At 71.3% G+C, this 24,207-nt stretch carries 21 protein-coding genes; 11 read left to right on the top strand and 10 right to left on the bottom strand.

Translation table 11 applies throughout. From position 1 onward, the window contains the following. The first annotated feature begins 40 nt into the window (after positions 1-40). Positions 41-967, top strand: a complete 927-nt coding sequence (locus ACIBQ8_RS19875) for a cation diffusion facilitator family transporter (RefSeq protein WP_397170250.1) — start codon at positions 41-43, stop codon at positions 965-967. A 122-nt stretch (positions 968-1,089) separates the two neighbouring features. On the opposite strand, the gene ACIBQ8_RS19870 is transcribed toward ACIBQ8_RS19875, so the two are convergent. Beyond that, complete coding sequence (locus tag ACIBQ8_RS19870; RefSeq protein ID WP_352323391.1) at positions 1,090-1,425, bottom strand: MerR family DNA-binding transcriptional regulator; 336 nt, start codon at positions 1,423-1,425, stop codon at positions 1,090-1,092. A gap of 102 nt (positions 1,426-1,527) precedes the next feature. Between ACIBQ8_RS19870 and ahcY the strand changes: the two genes are divergently transcribed. Beyond that, positions 1,528-2,955 carry an adenosylhomocysteinase gene (gene ahcY / locus ACIBQ8_RS19865; RefSeq protein WP_397192649.1) on the top strand — a complete coding sequence of 476 codons (1,428 nt, stop codon included), beginning with the start codon at positions 1,528-1,530 and terminating at the stop codon, positions 2,953-2,955. A gap of 65 nt (positions 2,956-3,020) precedes the next feature. Next, entirely contained in the window at positions 3,021-4,256 is a 1,236-nt protein-coding gene (locus ACIBQ8_RS19860; protein WP_397192648.1) for an adenosylhomocysteinase, read from the top strand. 4 nt (positions 4,257-4,260) lie between these two features. On the opposite strand, the gene ACIBQ8_RS19855 is transcribed toward ACIBQ8_RS19860, so the two are convergent. Then, the gene (locus ACIBQ8_RS19855; RefSeq protein ID WP_397192647.1) at positions 4,261-4,893 is read right to left on the bottom strand and encodes a DUF305 domain-containing protein; all 633 of its coding nucleotides are present in this window, start codon (positions 4,891-4,893) and stop codon (positions 4,261-4,263) included. A gap of 168 nt (positions 4,894-5,061) precedes the next feature. Between ACIBQ8_RS19855 and ACIBQ8_RS19850 the strand changes: the two genes are divergently transcribed. Next, the gene (locus ACIBQ8_RS19850) at positions 5,062-6,468 is read left to right on the top strand and encodes an LVIVD repeat-containing protein (RefSeq protein WP_397170242.1); all 1,407 of its coding nucleotides are present in this window, start codon (positions 5,062-5,064) and stop codon (positions 6,466-6,468) included. A 27-nt stretch (positions 6,469-6,495) separates the two neighbouring features. Here the strand turns inward: ACIBQ8_RS19850 and ACIBQ8_RS19845 are convergent, their stop codons facing one another. Beyond that, on the bottom strand, positions 6,496-7,518 hold the full coding sequence (locus ACIBQ8_RS19845) for an RDD family protein (protein WP_397192646.1): 1,023 nt from the start codon (positions 7,516-7,518) through the stop codon (positions 6,496-6,498). Positions 7,519-7,569: 51 nt separating this feature from the next. Here ACIBQ8_RS19845 and ACIBQ8_RS19840 point away from each other — a divergent pair, with 51 nt between their 5' ends. Next, positions 7,570-8,562 (top strand): stage II sporulation protein M, encoded by a 993-nt coding sequence (locus tag ACIBQ8_RS19840; RefSeq protein WP_397170239.1) that lies wholly within the window; start codon positions 7,570-7,572, stop codon positions 8,560-8,562. 11 nt (positions 8,563-8,573) lie between these two features. On the opposite strand, the gene ACIBQ8_RS19835 is transcribed toward ACIBQ8_RS19840, so the two are convergent. The 5 genes from ACIBQ8_RS19835 to ACIBQ8_RS19815 are packed head-to-tail and all read right to left on the bottom strand — an operon-like array spanning position 8,574 to position 13,838. Further along, positions 8,574-9,947, bottom strand: coding sequence for a DUF58 domain-containing protein (locus ACIBQ8_RS19835; RefSeq protein ID WP_397192645.1), 1,374 nt, complete (start codon positions 9,945-9,947; stop codon positions 8,574-8,576). A 55-nt stretch (positions 9,948-10,002) separates the two neighbouring features. Then, positions 10,003-10,959: an AAA family ATPase gene (locus ACIBQ8_RS19830; protein ID WP_397170236.1), complete on the bottom strand. Its 957-nt coding sequence runs from the start codon at positions 10,957-10,959 to the stop codon at positions 10,003-10,005. Positions 10,960-10,972: 13 nt separating this feature from the next. Then, positions 10,973-12,193: a DUF4350 domain-containing protein gene (locus tag ACIBQ8_RS19825; RefSeq protein WP_397192644.1), complete on the bottom strand. Its 1,221-nt coding sequence runs from the start codon at positions 12,191-12,193 to the stop codon at positions 10,973-10,975. Beyond that, the gene (locus tag ACIBQ8_RS19820) at positions 12,190-12,816 is read right to left on the bottom strand and encodes a DUF4129 domain-containing protein (protein ID WP_397170232.1); all 627 of its coding nucleotides are present in this window, start codon (positions 12,814-12,816) and stop codon (positions 12,190-12,192) included. Before ACIBQ8_RS19820 ends, ACIBQ8_RS19825 begins: the two co-directional genes overlap by 4 nt. Further along, positions 12,813-13,838: a glycerophosphoryl diester phosphodiesterase membrane domain-containing protein gene (locus ACIBQ8_RS19815; RefSeq protein WP_397170230.1), complete on the bottom strand. Its 1,026-nt coding sequence runs from the start codon at positions 13,836-13,838 to the stop codon at positions 12,813-12,815. Before ACIBQ8_RS19815 ends, ACIBQ8_RS19820 begins: the two co-directional genes overlap by 4 nt. Positions 13,839-14,418: 580 nt before the next feature. Here ACIBQ8_RS19815 and mtrA point away from each other — a divergent pair. From mtrA to ACIBQ8_RS19785, 6 genes are all read left to right on the top strand, one after another. After that, entirely contained in the window at positions 14,419-15,096 is a 678-nt protein-coding gene (mtrA, locus tag ACIBQ8_RS19810; protein ID WP_043620615.1) for an MtrAB system response regulator MtrA, read from the top strand. An 18-nt stretch (positions 15,097-15,114) separates the two neighbouring features. Further along, positions 15,115-16,851, top strand: coding sequence for an MtrAB system histidine kinase MtrB (gene mtrB / locus ACIBQ8_RS19805; RefSeq protein WP_397170228.1), 1,737 nt, complete (start codon positions 15,115-15,117; stop codon positions 16,849-16,851). Next, a complete protein-coding gene (locus tag ACIBQ8_RS19800) occupies positions 16,838-18,559 on the top strand; it encodes an LpqB family beta-propeller domain-containing protein (RefSeq protein WP_397170226.1) in 1,722 nt (573 codons plus the stop codon). The genes mtrB and ACIBQ8_RS19800 overlap by 14 nt, the downstream gene beginning before the upstream one ends. A gap of 310 nt (positions 18,560-18,869) precedes the next feature. Next, the gene (locus ACIBQ8_RS19795; RefSeq protein ID WP_397192643.1) at positions 18,870-19,469 is read left to right on the top strand and encodes a ComF family protein; all 600 of its coding nucleotides are present in this window, start codon (positions 18,870-18,872) and stop codon (positions 19,467-19,469) included. Positions 19,470-20,095: 626 nt separating this feature from the next. Beyond that, positions 20,096-20,761, top strand: a complete 666-nt coding sequence (gene hpf / locus ACIBQ8_RS19790; protein WP_397170222.1) for a ribosome hibernation-promoting factor, HPF/YfiA family — start codon at positions 20,096-20,098, stop codon at positions 20,759-20,761. A 264-nt stretch (positions 20,762-21,025) separates the two neighbouring features. Next, positions 21,026-21,724 (top strand): response regulator transcription factor, encoded by a 699-nt coding sequence (locus ACIBQ8_RS19785; RefSeq protein WP_352326269.1) that lies wholly within the window; start codon positions 21,026-21,028, stop codon positions 21,722-21,724. A gap of 329 nt (positions 21,725-22,053) precedes the next feature. On the opposite strand, the gene ACIBQ8_RS19780 is transcribed toward ACIBQ8_RS19785, so the two are convergent. Together ACIBQ8_RS19780 and ACIBQ8_RS19775 are read right to left on the bottom strand one after the other, a co-directional pair. After that, complete coding sequence (locus ACIBQ8_RS19780; RefSeq protein WP_397170221.1) at positions 22,054-23,247, bottom strand: winged helix-turn-helix domain-containing protein; 1,194 nt, start codon at positions 23,245-23,247, stop codon at positions 22,054-22,056. A gap of 502 nt (positions 23,248-23,749) precedes the next feature. Then, complete coding sequence (locus ACIBQ8_RS19775) at positions 23,750-24,010, bottom strand: HGxxPAAW family protein (RefSeq protein WP_397170219.1); 261 nt, start codon at positions 24,008-24,010, stop codon at positions 23,750-23,752. Positions 24,011-24,207: the final 197 nt, after the last annotated feature.

Raw genomic sequence — 24,207 nt, 5'->3', positions numbered from 1 at the left:
AGGGTCTTTTTTAGGTGATCTTTATGAGCGGAGACGTCCGGTGAGCGCGAGTGGTGGCACGAAGGCAATCATTGCGGCGCTGAGCGCCAACCTGGCGATCGCGGTGTCGAAGTTCGTGGCGGCGTTCTTCACCGGGTCGTCCTCGATGCTGGCCGAGGGCATCCACTCGGTCGCCGACTCGGGCAACCAGCTCCTGCTGCTGATCGGCGGGAAACGGGCCCAGCGGGCCAGCGACAAGACACACCCCTTCGGCTACGGGCGCGAGCGGTACTTCTACGCGTTCGTGGTCGCCGTCGTGCTGTTCACGATCGGCGCGGTCTTCTCCCTCTACGAGGGCTGGCACAAGATCGTCGAGCCGGCCAAGGTCGAGTCGCCCATCTGGGCGTTCGCGGTGCTGATCTTCGCGATCATCGCCGAGGGCTTCTCCTTCCGTACGGCGATCAAGGAGTCCAACCCGCTGCGCGGCAAGCAGTCGTGGTTCGCCTTCATCCGCCGGTCGAAGTCGCCCGAGCTGCCCGTCATCCTGCTGGAGGACCTGGGCGCGCTGCTCGGCCTGATCTTCGCGCTGTTCGGCGTGACGATGGCCGTCATCACCGGCGACGGCGTCTGGGACGGCATCGGCACCCTCATGATCGGCGTGCTGCTGGCGGTCATCGCGGTCGTGCTGGCCGTCGAGACCAAGTCGCTGCTGCTCGGTGAGGGCGCCTCGCCCGAGGTCGAGGAGCAGATCCGGGTCGCGCTGGAGGGTTCGCCCGAGGTGGCCAGGATCATCCACATGCGCACGCTGCACCTCGGCCCCGAGGAGCTGCTGGTGGCCGCCAAGATCGCGGTCGAGCACGACGACACGGCCGGCGAGGTGGCCCGCGGCATCGACGAGGCCGAGCGGCGCATCCGCGACGCCGTGCCGATCGCGCGGGTGATCTACCTCGAACCCGACCTCGACCGCCTGCGCACGACGACGAGCTGACGCCCGTCCCGAAGGCCGGCCGCGCACGACGGCCGGCCGACGCTCGATCCTGGAGCCGGCCCGCACGACGGCCGGCTCACGCCCAATCCTGGAGCCGGCCGCGCACGACGGCCGGCTGACGCTCAGCCCTGGGGGCGTAGGAGCCTCAGGGCCTTCTCCTTCTCGAAGTCCAGGGCGCGGCGCGGCACCTGGATGCGGCCGATGCGCACGCCCAGGTCGCGCACGGCCGCGGCGACCTGCGGCTCGCTCAGCACGCGCAACGCGAAGGCCAGCTCGGCGGGCGAGACGTCGAACCGTTTCTCCAGCTCCACGCCCTGCGCCACGGCGGCCAGCTCCTCCGGCCCGAACCTGCGGTGCGCACCCCGCTCCCGGACCGGCGGCAGCAGGCCCAGCGCCTCCCGGTATCGGAGCATTCGTGGGGACATGCCGAGCCGCTTGGCCGCTTCCGTGATGCGCATCCTTACATTCTTACGTCAGTTTCGCTGTCTCGGAGATGCGGGGCCGCCCGAGCGCCGCCTAAACTCGTCCGCGACAGCAATCGTGACGCGAGGGGAATCCCGATGGACTTCAAGGTCGCCGACCTTTCACTTGCCGACTTCGGCCGTAAGGAGATCCGGCTCGCCGAGCACGAGATGCCCGGCCTCATGGCGATCCGCAAGGAATACGCGGCCTCCCAGCCCCTCCGCGGCGCGAAGATCATGGGCTCGCTGCACATGACGATCCAGACGGCCGTGCTCATCGAGACGCTGGTCGCGCTCGGCGCCGAGGTCCGCTGGGTCAGCTGCAACATCTTCTCCACCCAGGACCACGCCGCCGCCGCGGTCGTCGTCGGCCCCGAGGGCACCGTCGAAGACCCGAAGGGCGTCCCCGTGTTCGCCTGGAAGGGCGAGACGCTGGAGGAGTACTGGTGGTGCACCGAGCAGGCACTCACCTGGCCCGGCGGTGACGCCCCCAACATGATCCTCGACGACGGCGGCGACGCCACGCTCCTCGTGCACAAGGGCGCCGAGTACGAGAAGGCCGGGGCCGTGCCCCCCGCCGGCGCCGACGACCCGGAGGAGTGGCACGTCATCATCGACCTGCTCACCCGCACGGTCGGCGAGGACAAGCGCTGGACGCGCATCGCCGAGAGCATCAAGGGCGTGACCGAGGAGACCACCACCGGCGTGCACCGTCTCTACGAGATGCACAAGAACGGCCAGCTCCTCTTCCCGGCGATCAACGTCAACGACTCGGTCACCAAGTCCAAGTTCGACAACAAGTACGGCTGCCGCCACTCCGTCATCGACGGCCTCAACCGCGCCACCGACGTGCTCATCGGCGGCAAGGTGGCCGTGGTCTGCGGATACGGCGACGTCGGCAAGGGCTGCGCCGACGCGCTGCGCGGCCAGGGCGCCCGGGTCATCGTCACCGAGATCGACCCGATCTGCGCCCTCCAGGCGGCCATGGACGGCTTCCAGGTCACCACGCTGGAGGACGTCGTCGGCATCGCCGACATCTTCGTGACCGCCACCGGCAACTTCAACATCATCACCGCCGAGCACATGGCGAAGATGAAGCACCAGGCGATCGTCTCCAACATCGGCCACTTCGACAACGAGATCGACATGGCCGGCCTGGCCAAGCTGCCCGGCATCGAGCGCATCACCATCAAGCCGCAGGTCGACGAGTGGGTCTTCGCCGACGGCCACTCCATCATCGTGCTGGCCGAGGGCCGCCTGATGAACCTGGGCTGCGCCACCGGCCACCCCAGCTTCGTCATGTCCAACTCCTTCACCAACCAGGTGATCGCGCAGATCGAGCTGTTCACCAAGACGGCCGAATACCCGATCGGCGTCTACACGCTGCCCAAGCACCTCGACGAGAAGGTCGCCCGCCTCCACCTCGACGCGCTCGGCGTCAAGCTCACCGAGCTGACCAAGGAGCAGGCGTCCTACATCGGCGTGCACGTCGAGGGCCCGTACAAGTCCGACCACTACCGCTACTGATCGGCCGGGCGGCTCCGGGAGGGAAGTCCCTCCCGGAGCCGTTCCTTTTTCGCGAGGGGCTGGGCATGGATCTCTGGGAAAGCGGCGAGCGGCAGATCTCCTGGGCCGCGCGCTCGATGCCGGTGCTGACCGCCATCGGCGAGCGGTTCGCGCTCGAACGCCCGCTCGACGGGCTCAAGATCGCGGCCTGCCTGCACGTCACCGCCGAGACGGCCGTGCTCATGGGCGCGTTGAAGGCGGGCGGCGCCGAGATCGCGCTGGCCGCCTCCAACCCGCTGTCCACCCAGGACGACGTGGCCGAGGCCCTGCGCGCGTACGGGATCGCCGTGCACGCCCGCGCCGGGGTCGATCGCGCCACCTACTACCTGCACATCCACCAGGCCCTCGACCTCGGCCCCGACCTCGTGCTCGACGACGGCTGCGACCTGGTGAACATCCTGCACACCGAGCGCACCGACCTGCTCGAAGGCGTGAGCGGAGGGTGCGAGGAGACCACGACCGGCATCATCCGGCTGCGGCAGATGGCGGCCGAGCAGGCGTTGCGCTTCCCGGTCGTGGCGGTCAACGACACCCGTACGAAGCGCATGTTCGACAACCGGTACGGCACCGGCCAGTCCACCCTCGACGGGATCATGCGCGCCACCAACACCATGCTGGCGGGCCGCACGGTCGTGGTGGCCGGGTTCGGGTTCTGCGGGCGCGGCGTGGCCGAGCGGGCCAAGGGGCTCGGCGCGCGGGTCGTCGTCACCGAGATCGATGCCGTCAAGGCCCTCGACGCCACCCTTCAGGGCTACGAGGTGCGTCCCATGGCCCAGGCGGCGATGGTCGGCGACCTGTTCATCACCGTGACGGGCAACCGGGACGTCATCAGGGCCGAGCACCTGTCCGTGATGAGGGACGGCGCGACCCTGGCCAACGCCGGCCACTTCGACGTCGAGATCGACGTGCGGGCCCTCGACGAGATGGCCCGCGAGGTGCACCGCGGGGTGCGCCCGAACACCGACGAGTACGTCATGCCCGACGGCAACCGCCTGCTGCTGCTGGCCGAGGGCCGCCTGGTCAACCTGACCGCCGCCGAGGGCCATCCGGCGGCCGTCATGGACATGTCGTTCTCCGCGCAGGCGCTGGCCGTGGCCTGGCTGGCGGGGCAGCGGGCGGGCCTGGCGCCCGGCGTGTACGACGTGCCGGAGGAGATCGACCACGAGGTGGCCAAGCTCAAGCTGGCCGCCGCCGGCATCGGGATCGACACGCTGACCCCGGAGCAGGAGGACTACCTCCACTCCTGGCGGGTCGGCTCCTAGGAGGCTAGAGCGCCGCCTGCATCTCCTGCATGCGGCCGATCTCGGCCGTCTGGGTGACGCTGACGTCCGTGGCCAGCTCCTCGATCTTGATGTGCGAACCGGCGGTCAGGACCCGCTCGGACATCTCCAGGGCGCCCAGATGGTGTTTGATCATCAGCTCCAGGAACAGCCGGTCGAAGTCCTTGCCCGTGGCCGCCTTCAGCGCCGCCATCTGCTCGGGCGTGGCCATGCCGGGCATGTCGCCGTGCGCGGCGTGGTGGTCGGGCACCTTCTGGTCCTGCTTCTTGAGCCAGGTGGTCATGTACTGGATCTCCGGGCCCTGGGCCGTCTTGATCCGGTCGGCCAGGCCCTTGAGCTTGACGGAGTCCGCCCTGGTGGGAGCCAGGATCGCCATGTCGAGGGCCTGTCGGTGATGGACGATCATGTCCTGCACGTACGTGATGTCGGCGGCGTTGGCCGTGGGCCCGGGGACGGCGGTGGCCGCCTCGCCCGGGGCCAGCGTGCGGGCCTGCTCGCCCGGCCGGCCGGGGGCGAGCACCGGCGCGGTGGAGTCGGCCCGCGGCGCGGAGGACGCGCCGGAGGAGCAGCCGGACAGGGCAATCAGCGTGCCCGCGATGACGATGAGCGCGCCGCGCACTCGGCCTCCTGACTGGCTCGGGACGAGAATGCGGACTCTAGGCCATGTATCGCTCAAGCGAAAGAGGTTGAAACGGAACAAGATTTGACACATTGGACACTGGCCAGGTCGTGGCGGCGTGAGCGACGATGACGGAGATTTATGCCCCCTTTATAGGAGGACCACGGAGTGTTCACCCCCCGCAGGGCCCTCATCCTGGTCGCCGCCCTCGTGGCGGCAACGGGCGCCACACTGCCCGCCCAGGCTGCGGACATCCCGGCTCCCGGCGAGATCGTCATGAGCTCGAACATCACGCACGTCACGAACGTGCCCAAGCCACAGGCGCTGTCCGACATCCACACCGACATGGCCTTCCAGGGCGACTACGCCTTCGTCGGCAACTACTACGGCTTCTCGATCTACGACATCAAGCAGCCGAAGAAGACGTCGCTGGTGAGCTCGGTCGTGTGCCCCGGCGGCCAGATGGACATGTCCGTCTACGGCAACCTGCTGTTCGGGTCCGTCGACTCCTCGCGCAACGACGACTCGTGCAGCAGCACCTCCCAGAGCGCCTCCGTCAAGGAGTCGTGGGAGGGCATGCGCATCTTCGACGTGAGCGACAAGTCCAACCCCAAGTACGTCAAGTCGGTCGAGACCAACTGCGGCTCGCACACCAACACGCTGGTGCCCGGCCGCGACGGCAAGAACGTCTACATCTACGTCTCCTCCTACGGCCCCAACGCGAACTACCCGGACTGCAAGCCCCCGCACGACCTGATCTCGATCATCAAGGTCCCGCTGGACAACCCGGCCGCCGCGGCCGTCGTCGCGACGCCGAACCTGTTCCCCGACGGCGGCAACCCCGGCCTGCCGCTGCCGTACCCGAACGGCAAGTCGGCCACCACCGGCTGCCACGACATCACCGCCTACCCCGAGAAGGGCATCGCGGCGGGCGCCTGCATGGGCGAGGGCATCCTGCTCGACATCTCCGACCCCGAGCAGCCCAAGGTCACCGCGAAGGTGCGCGATGACGTGAACTTCGCGTTCTGGCACTCGGCCACGTTCAACAACGAGGGCACGAAGGTCGTCTTCACCGACGAGCTGGGCGGCGGCAGCCGGGCCACCTGCAACGCGGCCATCGGCCCGAACAAGGGCGCCAACGCCTACTACGACATCGTCGGCGGGCAGCTCGTGTTCAAGGGCTACTTCAAGATCGCCCGTCACCAGGCCGACACCGAGAACTGCGTCGCGCACAACGGCTCGCTGATCCCGGTCAAGGGCCGCGACGTCATGGTCCAGGCGTGGTACCAGGGCGGCATCTCGGTGGTGGACTTCACCGACTCCGCCCACCCGCAGGAGATCGCCTACTTCGAGCGCGGGCCGGACGAGACCGCTCCGCCGCTCGACGGCGGCTTCTGGTCGGCGTACTACTACAACGGCTACATCTACGGCTCGGACTTCAACCTGGGCCTGGACGTGCTCAAGCTCAACGACCCGCGGACGAACCAGGCCAACAGCGTCAAGATGGGCCTGCTGAACGCGCAGACCCAGGGCTCGTACCCCGAGCACGGGCGCGGCGTCCCCGGCGGCAACTGACCCCGCCGAACGATCCGCGCCGCCGGCTCACTGCGGCGGCGCGAACCCGCCCGGAGTCGCCTTCGGCGGCTCCGGCGCGGGCTCCGGCTGAGGCCGGTGAGGCATCTGCCCCGGAGCGGGCATCTGCGGTTGCGGCCCCTGCTGCTGGTACGGCCCCTGCGGCGCATACGGCCCGGGCTGCTGGTACGGCCCCTGCGGCGCGTACGGTCCAGGCTGCGCATACGGTCCAGACTGCGCGTACGGTCCCGGCTGCGGGTACGGCGCGTACGGTGTGGGCCGCGGCGCGCCGCCGGCTGCCAGGGCGGCCTGGCGGGCGAAGCGGGCCTCCTCCCGCCGCCGGCGCTCGGCCAGCACCGCGCTCAGGTACGCGTGCGGCGGCACCCCCGCGGGCGCGGCCGGCGACACGAAGGCCGCGGTCTGCGTCGCGATGCGCACCCCCATGTCGTGCTGGACCTGCGGCGTGAGGTCGTGCCAGCGCATCAGGTACTGGCGGGCGGCCTGCGCCACCTCCTCGGGAAGCTGGGAGAGCTCCAGCGTGGCGGCCCACGCGGCCAGTGGCGGCGGCATGAGGATGGCCTGCCCGCTCTCGCGCGGCCCCCGGTCGGAGATCACGATGGTTCCGGCGAAGATGTCGCCGAGCCGCTTGCCGCGCTGGGAGACCAGCGAGGAGATCAGCGCGGGCGCGCCGGAGAACATCCAGAACTCCACCAGCCCGGCCAGCCCGCGGAACAGCGCCTGCCGGAAGCGTTCCGGGCTGCCGTCGTCGGCGACCACCCGCAGGCCGAGGGCCAGCTTGCCGAGGCTGCGCCCCCTGCTGAGCGTCTCGAAGAGCACCGGGTAGCCGATCATGACCAGCACCAGCAGTACGATCATGGCCGCGCCGAGCATGGCGTCGTCCGTGACGACCGCGAACGCGCCCAGAAGCATGTACGCGCCGATCAGCACGACGAGCTGCACCGTCATGTCGATGACGAACGCCAGCGCGCGCGAGGGCATCTGGGCCACCCGCACCTCGACGACGACGGCGTCCCCGGTCACAACCTCTGACATATGTGGAGCCTAACGGCAATGCCGCACTGAACGAGCGGCCACAATGGTCGGGTGGACATCGACGCGTTCGTCACAGCACACCGCCCCGTCTGGGACCGGCTCGACCACCTGGTCAAGAACCGCTCCTCGCTGACCGGCGCGGAAGTGGACGAACTGGTCGACCTCTATCAGCGGGTGTCCACGCACCTGTCCATCGTGCGCTCCTCCTCCCGCGACGCGGTGCTGGCCGGACGGCTGTCGGCGCTGGTCGCCAGGGCCAGGTCGGCGGTGACCGGCGCGCACACGCCGGCCTGGCGGGAGCTGGCCCGCTTCTTCACCGTCACCTTCCCCGTGGTGGCCTACCGGGCGCGGTGGTGGTGGCTGGCCGCGGCGCTGGCCAGCATCGCGGTCGCGTGGGTGCTGGGGGCGTGGGTGGCCGCCAACCCCGACGTGCAGGCGTCGATCGCCTCGCCGGACGAGATCGCCCAGCTCGTCGACCACGACTTCGCCGACTACTACTCCGAGCACCCCGCCGCCTCCTTCGCCAGCCACGTGTGGGTCAACAACGCCTGGGTGTCGGCCCAGGTCATCATCTACGCCATCCTGCTCGGCATCCCCATCCCGTTCATCCTCTACAGCAACGCCGAGAACGTCGGCGTCTCGGCCGGGCTGATGGCCTCCAGGGGCAAGCTGGACATCTTCTTCGGCCTGATCACGCCGCACGGCCTGCTGGAGCTGACCGGCGTCTTCCTGGCCGCCGCCGTCGGCCTGCGCCTGGGCTGGACGGTGATCGATCCCGGGCCGCGCAGGCGGCTGGAGGCGCTGGCCGAGCAGGGCCGGGCGGTGATGAGCGTGGCGCTCGGGCTGGTCGTGGTGCTGTTCGTGTCGGGCCTGATCGAGGCGTTCGTGACGCCGTCCGGGCTGCCCACGGCCGTGCGGGTGGGCATCGGCGTGCTCGCCGAGGCGGCCTTCCTGGCGTACGTGATCGTCTTCGGCCGCAGAGCCCTGCGCGAGAACGAGACCGGCGACGTCGAACGCGCCCCCGACGTCGCCCCCACGGCCTAGGAGCCCACGACTCAGAGCCGGCCCGCGGCCTTCAGCGCCAGGTAGGCGTCCGCCAGCGCGGGCGCGATGTCCTCGGGCGGCGCGTCCACGACCTCGACGCCGTGCCGGCGCAGCCTGGCCGTGATGCGCCTGCGCGCGAGCTGGGCCTGCTCGGCCGCCGCCGCGTCGTAGACCTCCTCGGTGCTGCCGCGCCTGGCCGCCATGGCCGCCACCCGCGGGTCGGACACGCCCGCGACCAGCACCAGGTGCCGCGAGGACAGCTGCGGCAACACCGGCATCAGGCCCTCGTCGAGCGCCGCCGCGTTGAGATCGGTGAGCAGCACGACCAGGCAGCGCCGCTTGGCCCGGGACAGGACGGCGGCCACCATGCCCTGCCCGTCGGCCTCGACCAGCTCGGCCTCGATCGGCGCCATCACGTTGACCAGCGACGACAGCAGCTCGGTACGGGACGCGCCGCTCACCCACGCGCGCACCGCCCGGTCGTAGGCCAGGAAGTCGACCTGGTCGCCGGCCCTGGCGGCGAGCGCGGCCAGCAGCAGGGCCGCGTCCATCGACCAGTCGAGCCGCGGCCAGCCGGGGGCGGGCCGCGGGTCGGGACGTACCAGCAGCCCAGGCCCCTGCGCGGCGGCCCCGGCCAGGGGCAGCGGCGCGTCGCCCACCCGGCCCGCCGACGTGCGGCCGGTGTCGAGCACGATCAGCACGCGCCGGTCGCGCTCCGGCCGCCACGTGCGCACGACCACGTCGTTGCGGCGCGCCGTGGCCCGCCAGTCGATGGACCGCACGTCGTCGCCCACCACGTACTCGCGCAGCGAGTCGAACTCGGTGCCCTGCCCGCGCACCAGCGCCGGGTGCCGGCCGTCGAGCTCGCGCAGCCGGGCCAGCCTGGACGGCAGGTGCTTGCGCGACAGGAACGGCGGCAGCACCCGCACCGACCAGGGCGAACGGTGGCTCCCCTGGCGGGCGGCCAGGCCGAGCGGCCCGACCGAGCGCACGGTCACCGCCACCGACGACCGGTCGCCGCGCCTGGTCGGGTTGAGCGTGACCACGATCCTGCGCCGCTCGCCGCCCGGCACGTCGAGCCCGGCCACCCGGGGGACGGCCCCGGCCGAGGGCGGCCAGGCGTCCCTGATCCGCCCGCGCACCCGCCGGCGGCCCGGGTTCTCCACGATCAGCTCGACCGTGGCCGTCTGCCCCAGCCGGACGAGCGTGTCGCCCGAACGGTGGAACCGCAGGGGCCGCACGGCGCCCGCGAACACCAGGTCCACGATGATCGCGGCGGCCAGCAGCAGGCAGACCCCGGCCAGCGCGGCGCCGGGCTGCGGCGCGAGCAGCACGACCACGATCCCGGCCGCGGCGAGCAGCCCGGTGCGTCCCGTCAGAGCCATCGGCGTCTCCCGGCCGAGCCCGCCGCGGACCTCTCGCGTGCCTCGGAGCGGGCCATCAGCGCGGGACCGGGACCGAGGCCAGGATGCCGTCGAGCAGGCCGTCGGCGGTCGCGCCCTCCAGCTCGGCCTCGGGCCGGAGCTGGACGCGGTGCCGCAGCGCCGGCCTGGCCAGCGCCTTCACGTCGTCGGGCGTCACGTAGGGGCGCCCGGACAGCCACGCCCACGCCCTGGAGGCGGCCAGCAGCGCGGTCGCGCCGCGCGGCGAGACGCCGAGCTGCAGCGACGCCGAGCTCCTGGTCGCGCGGGCCACGTCGACGATGTAGCCGAGCACCTCGGGGGCCACGTGCACCTGGGAGACCGCCTCGCGGCCGGCCGCCAGGTCCTCGGCCGTGGCCACGGCCTTGACGTCGGACAGGTCGCGCGGGTCGAAGCCGCGCGCGTGCCGTTCGAGCACCGAGATCTCGTGGTCGCGCGGCGGCAGCGGCACGGTCAGCTTGAGCAGGAACCGGTCGAGCTGGGCCTCGGGGAGCTGGTAGGTGCCCTCGTACTCGACCGGGTTCTGGGTCGCGCAGACCACGAACGGGTCGGGCAGCGGACGGGCCGCGCCCTCCACGCTCACCTGCCGCTCCTCCATGGCCTCCAGCAGCGCCGCCTGCGTCTTGGGCGGGGTGCGGTTGATCTCGTCGGCGAGCAGCAGGTTCGTGAAGACCGGCCCCTCCCTGAACTCGAACTCGCTGGTCTTCGCGTCGTAGATCAGCGAGCCGGTCACGTCGCCCGGCATCAGGTCGGGCGTGAACTGCACGCGCTTGAAGTCGAGCGACAGGGCCGCTGAGAGAGTGCGCACCATCAACGTCTTGGCCACGCCGGGCACGCCTTCGAGCAGCACGTGCCCCCGGCACAGCAGGGCGATGACGAGCCCGGTGACCACGGCGTCCTGGCCGACCACGGCCTTGGACACCTCGGCCCGCAGCGCGCCGAGCGCCTCCCTGGCCGCCTCGCCCGAGGGGGCCACGCGGAAAGTCTCCTCAGAGTTCACTGACCTGCCTTTCGATGGAGTCCAAGTACCCGGCCAGCGCGACGAGCCCGGCGTCGTCGGCCGGCGGCGGGCCGTACAGTGCGGCGCCGACCACCTGCGGGTCGTCGGCGATCCGCGCCGCCAGGGCCGCGACCAGCTCGTGCGGCCCGGCGCCCGGGGCCAGGCCCAGGCGGGGCGTGAGCCGGTCGACGGTGCCGGCGCGCAGCGAGTCGGCGGCCCGCTGCCTGGCCCTCCTGGCGCGGTAGAGCCGGCCGCGGCCCTCGACCGTCTCGGCGGCCCGCACGACGACGGGCAGCTTCTCGGTCACCACCGGCCCGAGGCGGCGTCCCCGCCAGAACGCGACGAGCGCCACGGTCAGGCAGGTCATCAGGATCGCCCACGGCACGCTCGGGGGCATCAGCTCGTACATCGACCTGCCTTCGGAGCCGGGCAGGTCGAGCGGGGGCGGATTGTCCGGGCGGACCAGCCAGGTGACCGGCCTGCCGGTGCCGACGAGGTTGAGCGCGAGGGCCGCGTTGCCGTCCTCGGGCAGGCGCAGGTTGGTCATGAACGCGCCGTCGCCGACGACCGTGATGACGGCGCCGTCGGGGGTGCGGTAGCTGACCAGGGAGTGGCCCTCGCCCGCCGGGTAGCAGGCGGCGGCGCCGGGCGGGCCGTTCAGCACCAGGCCGCCGACGTACGCGCTGCCGGCCCGCGTGGCGGCGGGCAGCGCGCAGCCGGGCTCGCGGGAGCGCACCCGTGACGGCTCGCGCTCGGTGCTCGTGCCGGGGGCCAGCACGTCGAGGCCGCGCAGGTCGCCGACGATCAGCCGGTCGCCGGGGATCTCGGCGAGCCGGTGCTCGTCGAGGTAGGTCAGGTCGGTGACCAGCAGCAGCCGGCCGCCGCCCGCGGCCTTGGCGGCGGCCGCCTCGACCGAGTCGACCCGGTCCACCTGGACGCCCCGCGCCCGCAGCAGCTCCGCCAGCGCCTTCGACCCGTCGAGCGAGGTGTCGGCGGGGTCGAGGAAACGGGAGGGGCCCCGCTCAGGGCCGAGCAGCACCGCGGCCACCGCGACCAGGACGACGACCAGGCCCAGCACGACGATCATGCGGCTCGCCCGCCAGGTGGAGCGGGCGGTGGGAGAGGTGGAGGCGGAGGGCCCGGCGGCCCCCGGCGCGGCGGCGGAGGCCGAGGACCCGGCGGGCCCCGGCGCGGAGGTGGTGACGCTCACGACGGCCCGCCTCCCACGGCGAGCGGGACGGGCCGCGCCTGGCGCAGCCGCTCGTCCAGGTCGCTCATCGCCTGGTACGCGGCTTGCGTGCCGGGCACGCCGCCGTAGCTGACGTCGTCGAACGAGCGCGCGGCGGCGGCCAGCTCGGCGGCGAAGCCGGGCAGCGCCCTGCCCGCCTCGGCGGCCAGCTCGTCGGCCGTGCGGCCCGGCATGCCGTCCACCAGCGCGCGTTCCTCCAGGTCGCGGGCGATGGCGCGGAGGCGTTCGCGGATGGCCTGCGTCCAGTCGCCCTCGGCGGCCAGGCGTTCGGCGGCCCTGCGGTGCTCGGCGGCGTTGAGCACGCGCTCGCCGTAGAGCCCGCCGACGGCCATGGCGTTCCTGCGGGCGGTCCTGCGCAGCCGCCAGGCGACCAGCAGGATCACGCCCAGGATGATGAGCGTGATCAGGACGGCCGCGATGATCCCGCCGGCCGGGCCGCCGCCCGTCGCGGCGTCGGTCAGGTCGCCGATGAACTGGACGAGACGCCGGTAGAGCTGGTCGAACAGGGATTCCTTCTCGTATCCGGGCTTGAGGAGCTCCTCGGCCGCCTTGCGCGCCGCCTCCTCCCGGCCGACCGGGCTCACGACCTGGCTGAGTTGGACGGGTGCCAGAGGTCGTCGGCCGAGGCGTGCACCCATCCCTGGCGCTGCTGCTCGATCGCCGCCGTCTGAAGCACGAGGTCGAACGCCTCGCCGCGCATGCGCCGGTCGGCGTAGAGCAGGCCGGAGACGCCGGCCTGGAACGGGTAGGAGAACATCGCGCTCAGCGTCGCGCCCATGGCGATGAACACCGCCGCGACCACGGCAGAGCCCGGCGATCCGGCGCCGAGCATGCCGATCAGCGTCCCGCCGAACGAGAACGGCACCGACAGCACCCCCGACACCAGCCCGACCAGCAGCGACGTCAGCAGCAGGATGCCGAGCACCCGCCAGAAGTCACCGGTCACCAGGTGCCACGAGCGCCGCATCGCGTCGATCGGCCCCCTGCCCTCCAGCACCACGGCGGGCGCGGCGAACGCGAAGCGCGTGGTGATGAACAGGTAGTACGGGATGAACAGCAGGACGAACAGCAGCATCACGCCGAGGATCAGCCCGACGCCGTCGGAGGAGGAGACGTTCATCGCCAGCGCCACCACGACCAGCGTGAGGACGATCAGGGGCACGATCATCATGAGGGCCATCAGCCCGACGACCCCGAACAGCGCCGGGAGCCGGCCCTTGCTCAGGTGCCAGGCCTCGGCGGCGGTGATGTTGCCGCCGAAGACGGCCCGGCCGAGGATGCGCGTCAGCACGCCGGTCAGCACCGTGACCACGACGAACTGGATCGCGTACGAGACCAGCATGCCGCCGTACTGGGCGACGAGGCCGTAGAAGCTGTCGAGACCGGCGGAGGCGGCCTCCGGGTCGGCGAAGACGTCGCCCATAGAGCCGAACATGACCGCCTGCCCCACGGCCAGCGGCACCGCGCCGAGCAGGGCGGCGACGGCGGACAGGCCGAGCACGGCCTTGGGGTTGGACCTGATCAGCTTGATCGTGCCGTCGAGGATGTCGCCGAGCCCCAGCGGCCGCAGCGGGATGATGCCGGGCCGCAGCGCGGGCGGCGGCATGTAGCCGTAGCCGGGCTGCTGATATCCGGCTTGCTGATGTCCGGGGTGCTGATATCCGGGCTGAGGGTGGCCCGGTTGCTGAGGACCGGACTGCGGGTGGCCCGGCTGGGGGTAGGGTGGCTGAGGCCCCGGCGGGCCGTAGGGCGGCGGCTGGGGGGCTTCGCCCTGCGGCTCGTACGGTTGGCCGTACGGCGTCTGCGTGGGCGATCCCGGCGCGGTCCACGGTGAAGCCTGCGGGGCGCTGTAGGGCGGGGGCTGTTCGGCAGACCAGCCTGGGGGCGTCTCGGGCGTGCGTCCGTGACCGTCTGACATATCCCAATCCTGGCACGCTGGGCGGGTGGCTGGTGTCACCGAGGTGATTCGCCGGCTCATCTTGCCCGCATTTATCGGCGAAACGGGGCAAGGAAGGCAGCCGGGGATGGCCGAAAGTCGCTCCGTTACCGCAGACTGGGTTTGTGGTTGCGGGGGGAACCTGAAATTCGCCTTTCGTAGGGCTCATGTCCCACACATGGGCCGACCAAGGGTAACCTTCAGCGATCGTGCGGGTATGTCCCACAATGCGTAGAACGAATGAGGGGCCATGAAAGGTCGCGTGCTGGTCGTCGACGACGACGCCGCTCTCGCCGAGATGCTCGGCATCGTGTTGCGCGGAGAAGGCTTCGAGCCGTCCTTCGTCTCCGACGGCGACAAGGCCCTCGACGCGTTCCGGGATACACGCCCGGACCTTGTCCTGCTCGATCTGATGCTGCCGGGCGCCGACGGCATCGACGTGGCGCGCAGGATCAGGGCGGAGTCGGGGGTGCCGATCGTGATGCTCACCGCCAAGAGCGACACGATCGACGTGGTGCTCGGGCTGGAGTCCGGCGCCGACGACTACATCGTCAAGCCGTTCAAGCCCAAGGAGCTCGTGGCGCGGGTGCGGGCGCGGCTGCGCCGCACCGACGAGCCGACGCCCGAGATCCTGCAGATCGGCGACATCACCATCGACGTGGCCGGCCACTCGGTCAAGCGCGGCGAGGAGACGATCAACCTCACGCCGCTGGAGTTCGACCTGCTCGTCGCCCTGGCCCGCAAGCCGCGCCAGGTCTTCACCCGCGAGGTCCTGCTCGAGCAGGTCTGGGGCTACCGGCACGCCGCCGACACCCGGCTGGTGAACGTGCACGTGCAGCGACTCCGCGCCAAGATCGAGAAGGACCCCGAGCACCCCGAGATCGTCGTGACGGTCCGCGGCGTGGGCTACAAAGCCGGCCCCGCCTAGCCTTCGCCCCGCCCCGCCATGCCCCCGACCAGAAAAGCTCGCCGACGGACGATCCGCCAGATTCTCGGCGGCGTCCGCCGGAGGGTGCGCCGTGCGGCGGGCCGGGTGCGCAGCGTGTGGCGGCGCTCGCTCCAGCTCCAGGTGGTCACCAGCACGCTGGTGATCTCCGTGACCGTCGTGGTCGTCCTCGGCACGTTCCTGTCCGACGAGATCAACAGGTCCGTGGTCGCGAGCAGCCAGCAGTCGTCGCTCAACGAGGCGTACGCCGACCGGCTGCAGATCGCCGACGCGCTGATCCCGCCCTCCGACGACGGCGCCAAGGCCCCCGACACCGACCAGAAGGTCAACCCGCTCGACGAGGTCATGGACACCGTCACCGGGTCGGGCGAGGACGGCTCCAAGAAGCGCTACGACGTCCTCATACTCAACGAGGCCAAGCCAGGCTTGTCGCGGGCCTCGGGCCGGGTGGTGCAGGCCGACGTGCCCCCCTCGCTCCGGCAGCGCCTGCAGAAGAACATGAACCGGGCCGAGTACGGCAAGACCGAGGCCCAGATCGAGTCGATCAGGTTTTCCGGGCAGAGCCAGGCCACGTTGACGTACGTGGTCGGCGGCGTCGTGCACGAGCCCCAGACCGGCGAGGACTACCAGGTCTACCACTTCTTCCCGTTCAGCGAGGAAGAGGAGCTGCTGTCCAACGTGCGGCTGGCCATCGTCGTGGTGGGGCTCGGGCTCGTGCTGCTGCTGGCCGCCATCGCGTACCTGGTCGCGCGGCAGGTCGTCACGCCCGTGCGGCTGGCCCGCCAGGCCGCCGAGCGCCTGGCCGCCGGCAAGCTGGACGAACGCCTCAAGGTGCGCGGCGAGGACGACCTGGCCCGCCTGGCGAACTCGTTCAACGAGATGGCCGCCAACCTGGCGCTCAAGATCCACCAGCTTGAGGAGCTGTCGCAGGTCCAGCGCCAGTTCGTCTCCGACGTCTCCCACGAGCTGCGCACGCCGCTGACCACCGTCCGCATGGCCGCCGACCTGCTGTACGACGCCCGCGAGGACTTCGACCCCATGGCCGCCCGCTCGGCCGAGCTGATGCAGGCCCAGCTCGAACGGTTCGAGTCGATGCTGGCCGACCTGCTGGAGATCAGCCGCTACGACGCCGGCGCCGCCACGCTCGACGTCGACTCGGTGGACATGCGCGACGTCGTCCACCGGGCCATCGCCGACTCCGAGGCGCTGGCCGAGCGCCACTCCACCCGCTTCGACATCCGCCTGCCGCACGAGCCGTGCATGGTCGAGGTCGACAACCGCCGCGTCGAGCGCATCCTGCGCAACCTGCTGTTCAACGCCATCGAGCACGGCGAGGGCAGGGAGATCGTGGTGACCGTGGGGGCCGACCGGGACGCCGTCGCCGTCGCCGTGCGCGACCACGGGATCGGGCTCAAGCCGGGCGAGGAGACCATGGTGTTCGACCGGTTCTGGCGGGCCGACCCGTCCAGGGCCAGGACGATCGGCGGCACCGGGCTCGGCCTGGCCATCTCCCGCGAGGACGCCACGCTGCACGGCGGCTGGCTCCAGGCGTGGGGGCAGCCGGGCGAGGGCTCGCAGTTCCGCCTCACGCTGCCCAGGCTGGCCGGGGCCGACCTGAAGGGCTCGCCGCTGTCGCTGGTGCCGCCCGAGATCGAGATGCGGCGCACCTGGCGCAGCCACATGACGCCGGTGCTGCTCCCGGCCTCGGGGGACGGAGGCGGCCATGAGGAGGACTAGACGGGTGGGCGCGGCGGTCGCCCTCGCCGCGGCCGTGGCGTGCGCGGGCTCGGGATGCACCGTGATCCCGGTGAGCGGGCCGTACACGGTGAGCGACACCGGGGGCGGCGATCCGCTGAACAAGCCGTTCCAGCGCATGATCGCCGTCCCGCCGCGCGACGACTGGGACCCCGAGCTGCTCATCAAGGGCCTCCAGGCGGCCATGGCGGCCTACCCCGACGACCCCACCGTGCTGGCCAGGTACCTGACGCCCAAGGCCCAGGCCAAGTGGAAGGCGTCCGGCCCGGTGACGGTGATCGAGGACGTCTACGAGGTGGATCCGGGCGAGGGCGACGAGGCGGAGACGTACGGGCTCAAGGGCAAGCAGGTCGCCCGCATCGACCCCGACGACGCGTACGTGCCGCTGTCGGGGAACGCGCCCGAGCGGCTGTTCGTGCTGAAGAAGGACGCCCGCGGCGTCTACCGGGTCGACGACCTGCCGGACGGGCTGCTGCTCACCAAGTCCGACGTGGCGCGGGCGTACCGGCTGACCAACCTGTACTACCTCAACAGCGCCCGCGAGCGCCTGGTCGTCGACCGGGTGTGCCTGCGGCTCAAGCCGACCGAGACCTTCGCCCAGACCATCGTCAAGCGGCTGCTCAAGGGGCCGAGCAGCGCGCTGCGCGGCGCCGTGGGCACCGTGTTCCCCGAGGGCACGCAGGTCGAGTCGGTCGGCACCGGCGACGACCGCGTCCTGATCAACTTCTCGGGCCCGCTGCTGCCGCTCGACCTGGGCGAGAAGGCCGCCCTGGTGGCGCAGCTCAAGTACAGCCTGACCAGCAACAAGGTCGCCAACAGCCGCACCATCGAGGTGCAGGTCGACGGCGAGCAGTACTGGACCGAGCCGCCCAACCTGGAGGCCCACTGGCTGGAGAACGGCGGCAGCACGCCGTACTACACCAGCAAGGGGTCCGTGCACGTCATGAGCAACGAGAGCTCGGGCGTCGCGGTGTCCGGGCCGGCGGGGGAGGGGAACACCGACTTCAAGGCGTTCGCGCTGTCCACCCAGCAGACCGGCGCGATCGTCGCGGCGCGCACCTCCACGGGCATCTCGATCGCCGGGCTCACCCCCGAGGGCCGCTGGCAGCAGGTCATCGAGGGCGCCGACCTCACCGACCCCACCTGGCGCCGCGACGGCTCCCTGTGGACGTTCGACCAGCACAACAAGGTGGTCCTGCGGTACGACCCCAACGGCGGGCGCGGCCCCGAGCGCGTCTCCGCCCCCGGGCTCGACGGCCTCGACGTCACCGCGTTCCGGATCGCCAGGGACGGCGTGCGGGTGGCCCTGCGCACCGGCAAGAACACCGTGCAGCTCGGGGCGCTGAGCGAGGGGCTCAACGGGCCCATGCTCGGCAACCTCCAGACGCTGACCTCGACGGAGGTCGAGTACAAGATCGAGGACATCGCCTGGGAGGACGACGAGCACCTGCTCGTCCTCATCCAGAGCAAGGCCGGGCAGATCCTGAACGAGATCGACATCGGCGACGGCGAGACCATCGGGATCCCGCTGAAGGACCGGCTGGCGAGGGTGACGGCGCTGAACGGGCGGGTGCTCGCGGAGGCCAGCACCGAGAAGGGGCCCAAGATCATCGAGCTCAACCAGGACCGTCAGGGCTGGACCAGCAAGATCGAACCCAACGCCAAGAACCCGTTCTTCCCCCTGGGCTGAACCCGTCCCCGGGACCGCATCCGCAGGGGCGTTCCGTCTTTCACCCGGGGTGAGGCTCGTCCTTGGCGCTGCTTTCCGCGTGGGGCGTTTCCTTCTTCGCCCGGGCTGAGGCCGCCCTCGGCGCCGCCTTCCACCTCGTCTCGCTGACCGGGGTTCCCGGCCGGGCTGGGAGGCGTGTGTCCTGGAACTGTCGGTGGGGGCGGGCATGCTGGGCGGCGTGTTGGCGGGGGTGCTCGATGTGTTTCTGCCGCAGTCCTGCGTGGGCTGCGGGCGTGCCGGGGCGCGGTGTTGCGCCGGGTGCGCGGCCGGGATGGCGGTCGCGCCCGCCAGGCGCGGGCCTGAGCCGGGCCCGCCCGGCCTGCCCGAGTGCTGGTCGGCCACGCCGTACGAGGGCGCGGCCCGCGCGGCGATCCTGGCCTACAAGGAGCGGGGGGCGGTGGGGCTGGCCGGCGTGCTGGCGCAGGTGCTGGCCTTCACCGTGCTCACGGCGCTGGGCGCGGCGGCGGGGGCCGGAGCCGGACGGGTTCGGGGGCCGCTCGCCGTCGTGCCGGTGCCGAGCGCGAGGAGGGCGCTGCGGGTCCGCGGGCACGATCCCATGGGCCGGGTGGCGGTGCTCGTCGCCCGTCATCTGGTCGCCTCGGGCGTGCCGGCCGAGCCGTGGGCGGCGCTGCGGCAGACTCGCCGGGTGTCCGACCAGGCGGGCCTGAGCTCCACACAGCGCGCCGCCAACCTCGCCGGGTCCCTCTGTGTGGCCGGGCGTCCGAAAGGCCCTCCAGGGCCGTCTGCGGTGCTGCTGGACGACGTCGTGACCACCGGCGCCTCGCTCACCGAAGCCGCGCGAGCACTGCGCGCCGCCGGGCTGCGGGTGCCGTTGGCGGCCACCGTCGCCGCGACACGCCGAAGATCTTGAAACGCCTGGCATCACTGTCGGTAAAGAAAGATCCAATTCTTGGGGGCGTCTTGAAGGGGGGATGTCTCTTCGGGGGAACAAGAGGTGGCACAGCTCAGACGGCCGGAAGGCGCGTGGCCGCAGGGCTTGGCGAGCGCCGGCGCCGGGGTCATTCGGGCGTCCGGAACCCCGGGAAAATCACGGAAAGTGATCCTTTGGCCGAGGCTCCGGCTGACATTCGCCCAGGATGCGGATAGCGTTCTGACATGGCACCCGTCCGGGTCCGTGGTTGCGCAGAGCCGGTGTCCCCGGCTCTGCTAGCCGAGGCCAGCCGCAGGCAAAACGGTCCACGTAAGGCGACTCTTTGTCGACCGATCACGGTGCGGCTTAGGGGTAAGTCCTGCCTTCCCGAGGGTCCAGATGTCCCTCGTCAGAAGAGAAGGGCAGTAGTGGCAACAGAGCTGCGAAATCCTCAGCAGGCGAATGTGGGGTCGAAGACCAGGTCGGCCGGACGGGTGCCACCCGAGAACCCGGTGACGTCGTGGCGGAAGAGGGTAGCGGTGACAGAGAGGCGGACAGGAAACCCCGTCCGGTACGCACATCGTCGGGCGCTCTTGCTCAGTCGTTAGACGAAGGGGGGCTGTTGCATGGACATCATCGTCAAGGGTCGGCACACAGGAGTGAGTGACCGGTTCCGAGACCAGGTGACGACCAAGCTGGCCAGGATCGAACGTCTGGACAACAAACTCATCCGAGTCGATGTGGAGGTGTCCAAAGAACGCAACCCTCGCCTCGCCGACCAGCGCGAGCGCGTCGAACTCACCATCCATTCGAAAGGCCCGGCCATCCGCGCCGAAGCCTCGGCCGACGACCGGTTCGTAGCCCTCGACCTAGCCCTTGACAAGCTGGAAGGCCGCCTGCGCAGGCTGGCCGACCGGCGCAAGGTCCATCACGGCAACCACTGCCCGCCCTCGGTGGCGGAGTTCACCGCGACGCTCCCTGACATCGCCGGCCCGCCGTCCCCGGGAACCAAGCCCGTCCCCGAGCCGGCCGAGTCCTACGAGGACCTGCCGGTGCAGGAGGAGAAGCTCGACGACGACATCGTCCCGATCGAGATGGAAGGCGACGGTCCGCTCGTCGTGCGGGAGAAGTTCCACAGAGCGGAACCCATGACCATCGACCAGGCCATGCTCGAGATGGAACTGGTCGGGCACGACTTCTACCTGTTCCGCGACAAGGAGAGCGGCCTGCCGAGCGTGGTCTACAACCGGCGCGGGTACAACTACGGCGTGTTGCGGCTCGTAGAGCCCTGATCGCACACCGGAAGATCTTCTCGACCACCCGAGGACCGTGCCATACGTGCCATCATGGCGGTCCGACGGCTCTGGCCCCCCGACGAGGAGGAGACGTGAGCGAGCTCAGTCAGGTTCAGATGAGCGAGCGAAGCGAGGGTACTGACGGGACAACCGCCACGCGGACCGCCGCTACGGCCCCGACCGGGCGTGACAGCGGAGCGGCCGTCCGATGAGCAGGTTCCCCGTGAGCAAGGCAGGCGCAAGTCGGACCGAGGAGGGCTCGTGACCGAGTCCGGCGAGGTCCGCACGGCAGACAGCGAGCCGATCCGCGTGCTGATCGTTGACGATCACGAGCTGATCCGGCGAAGCCTGGCGTTGACGCTGGCCGCGGAGCCCGACATCGAGGTGGTCGGTGAGGCGAGCGACGGGCAGGAGGCGGTCGAACTGGCCGATCGCCTCATGCCCGACGTCGCGCTGATGGACGTGCGCATGCCCCGGCAGGACGGGATCGAGGCGACCAAGAGCATCAGGGCCTCCGTCCCGAGCACCCGCATCATCATGCTGACGGTGAGCGACGAGGAGGAGGACCTCTTCGAGGCCATCAAGGCCGGCGCCACCGGTTACCTGCTGAAGGACGTGCAGATCAACGACGTGCCCGCCGCGGTGCGGGGCGTGCACGAGGGCCAGTCCTTAATCAACCCGGCGATGGCCGCCAAGCTCATCAGCGAGTTCGCGAACATGAGCCGCAAGGAGGCCGAACGCCCGCCGCAGCTCCCCGTGCCCCGGCTGACCGACCGCGAGATGGAGGTCCTGCGCCTGGTCGCCAAGGGCATGAACAACCGCGAGATCGCCAAGCAGCTGTTCATCTCCGAGAACACGGTGAAGAACCACGTCCGCAACATCCTCGACAAGCTTCAGCTCCACTCGCGGATGGAAGCGGTGGTATACGCGGTACGCGAACGCATGCTGGAGATCACATGACCCTGGCGCGGTCCCGTGCGGAGACCGCCGGCCGCGCCTCCTGGTCCCGTGACGCCGCCGCCGGTCGCGCCCCCTGATCCCGTGACGGCGCCGCCGGCCGCGCCTCCTGACCGCGTGACGGCGCCGCCGGTCGCGCGATCACGTGACTGTGGCGCGGGCTCGTGCAGAGCTTGCCGGTCGCGCGCCTGAACCCGCCCTTCAGATCCCTCGGGTTCCTCAGGTCACTCGGGGCCTTCAGGAACGGTGGCTCGGCGTGATCGCCGTCCCTCGTCCCCTGTTCCCCATATCCGGCGGTGGCGGGCGCGGCCGTGGTGCCGGCCCGCCTGGGGCTACGGCCGGGGCCCGGTCAGGAGGTGGGCGAGCTCCGGAGGGTCGGTGCGTTCGACGCGGACGGCGTCGCAGCCCACCCAGTCGGCGGCCGACCACAGGGCGTCGCGCAGGGCGTCGGCCCACTTGGCCGGGGACAGGCCGGGCTCCAGATGGACCTGACGGGCGACCAGGGTGGTGCCCTCACGGGCCGGGTCGACCCGGCCGATCAGACGGCCCCCGGCCAGCACCGGCATCGTGAAGTAGCCGTGGACGCGCTTCTCCTTGGGCACGTAGAGCTCAAGCTGGTACTTGAAGCCGAAGACGCGCTCGGTGCGGCCGCGGTGCCAGATCAGGGAGTCGAACGGCGACAGCAGCGTCGTGCGGTGGCGGCCGCGCGGCTCGGACTCCAGCGCCTGCGGATCGGCCCACGCGTTGGCCTGGCCCCTCTTCGCCGGCCAGCCCGCCACCTGGACCGGCACCAGCCCGGCGGCGCCGCTGAGCAGGGCCTGGTCGAGCATCGCCGCGTACTTGCCCTTGAGCCGTAGGAAGTCGAGCAGGTCGGTACGGTTGGCCACCCCGAGCGACCGGCCCGCGATGGCGGCCAGCAGGACGACGCACTCCTCGTCAGGCAGGTCGTCGGCCAGCAGGTCGGCGGGCACGACGCGCTCGGTCAGGTCGTAGACGCGGCGCCAGCCGACGCGGCGCACGCAGGTGATCTCGCCGATGTCGAGCAGCCACTCCAGCCCGATCTTGGAGTCGGACCAGTCCCACCACGGGCCGCCGTTCTTGGCGCCGCCGACGTCGGACGTGGTGAGCGGGCCCGAGTCGCGCACCTGCTGCAGCAGCTTGTCGACGCTGTCGGGCACCTCGTGCCAGCGGTAGCGGCGGTCGCGGTAGGCGCGGCGCCGGAAGGCGTAGAGCGGCCAGTGCTCGATGGGCAGGATGCAGGCGGCGTGACACCAGTATTCGAAGCTCTGGGCGGGATCGTGCCAGTAGGCGCGCTCGACCGTGGGCCTGCCCACCGCGCCCAGGCGCGCGTAGGCGACCAGCTCGTGGGAGCGGGCCAGGACGGAGATCGTGTCGAGTTGTACGGCGCCGAGCCGGCGAAGCATGCCGCGCACCCCGCCCTTGCGCGCGTCGGCGCCGATGAGCCCCTGGGCGCGCAGGATGACCCGGCGCGCCTCGTCGGCGGTCAGGTCGGTCACGTTCGTCATGCGGCGAACCCCGGGCGGCGTTGGGGGACGGTAGAGCTATCCATGCGAGGAATTTAGCGGCGCCCACCGACAGAATCGGCCCGCCCGGTACGTCCGCAGGCGGAGCGGGGCACGCGGCGGAGCGGGGCACGCGGCGCGGCGGGGCAGGCGGCGGCAGAGAGGGCAGGCCGGGCGGAGCGAGGGGCGGGCCGGGCGGAGCGAGGGGCAGGCCGGGCTGAGTGAGGGGCACGGGCAGGCGGGCACGCGCGCAGGCCGGGCCGGGGCTACGGACAGGACGTCTGGGCCAGGGCTACGGACAGGACGTCCGGGCCAGGGCTACGGACAGGACGTCCGGGCCGGGGCTACGGACAGGAGGTCCGGGGCCGGGGTGAGCGGGCCGGGGGCGACACGCCGATGTACCGGGGTTGGGGAATTGGATGCCGAGAACAAAGAGTCCCGGAGGGGGCCGGGCATGGGAACGGCGGGCGCCCGATCCGTCGGGGCCCGCCGTGCGCCGGGTGGGTCAGCGGTGGTCTTCGGCGCGCATGCCGACGCGCGGCGCGTCGATCACCACGTCCGTGAAGATGTCGAAGACGAGGGCGAGGATGCCGCCGACGACGAACACACCGGCGCCGACCCAGACCAGCGTCCAGTTGTCGGCCGTCAGCCCGAAGCCGGCCACGATGGTGCCCACCACCATGACAGTCACGGCCAGCCACGAGGAGGCGCGCCCGCCGTGGCTGCCGAGATTCTCCGTGTGCTCGGACTTCTTCCCCTCAACCATGACTAATCCTTCCTTTGCCGGATATCCCGCTATTGGTGCGAACCGGCGCTCAACCGGCATACCCTCTGCCTTGGCCCCATTCTCCCAGACGTGTCCGGCGCCCTCGTCGTCACGGTGGCTGTGTCTGGTTGCGGAACCGCCTACGATGGCAACCGGGGAAGTTTGTCTCGGCCTCTCCTCCTGGCGGCGCCGCCGGG

It is taken from the genome of Nonomuraea sp. NPDC049646 (genome assembly GCF_044465525.1).
In the GTDB taxonomy this organism is placed as follows: domain Bacteria; phylum Actinomycetota; class Actinomycetes; order Streptosporangiales; family Streptosporangiaceae; genus Nonomuraea.
This window is presented reverse-complemented; position numbering and strand designations above follow the sequence as displayed.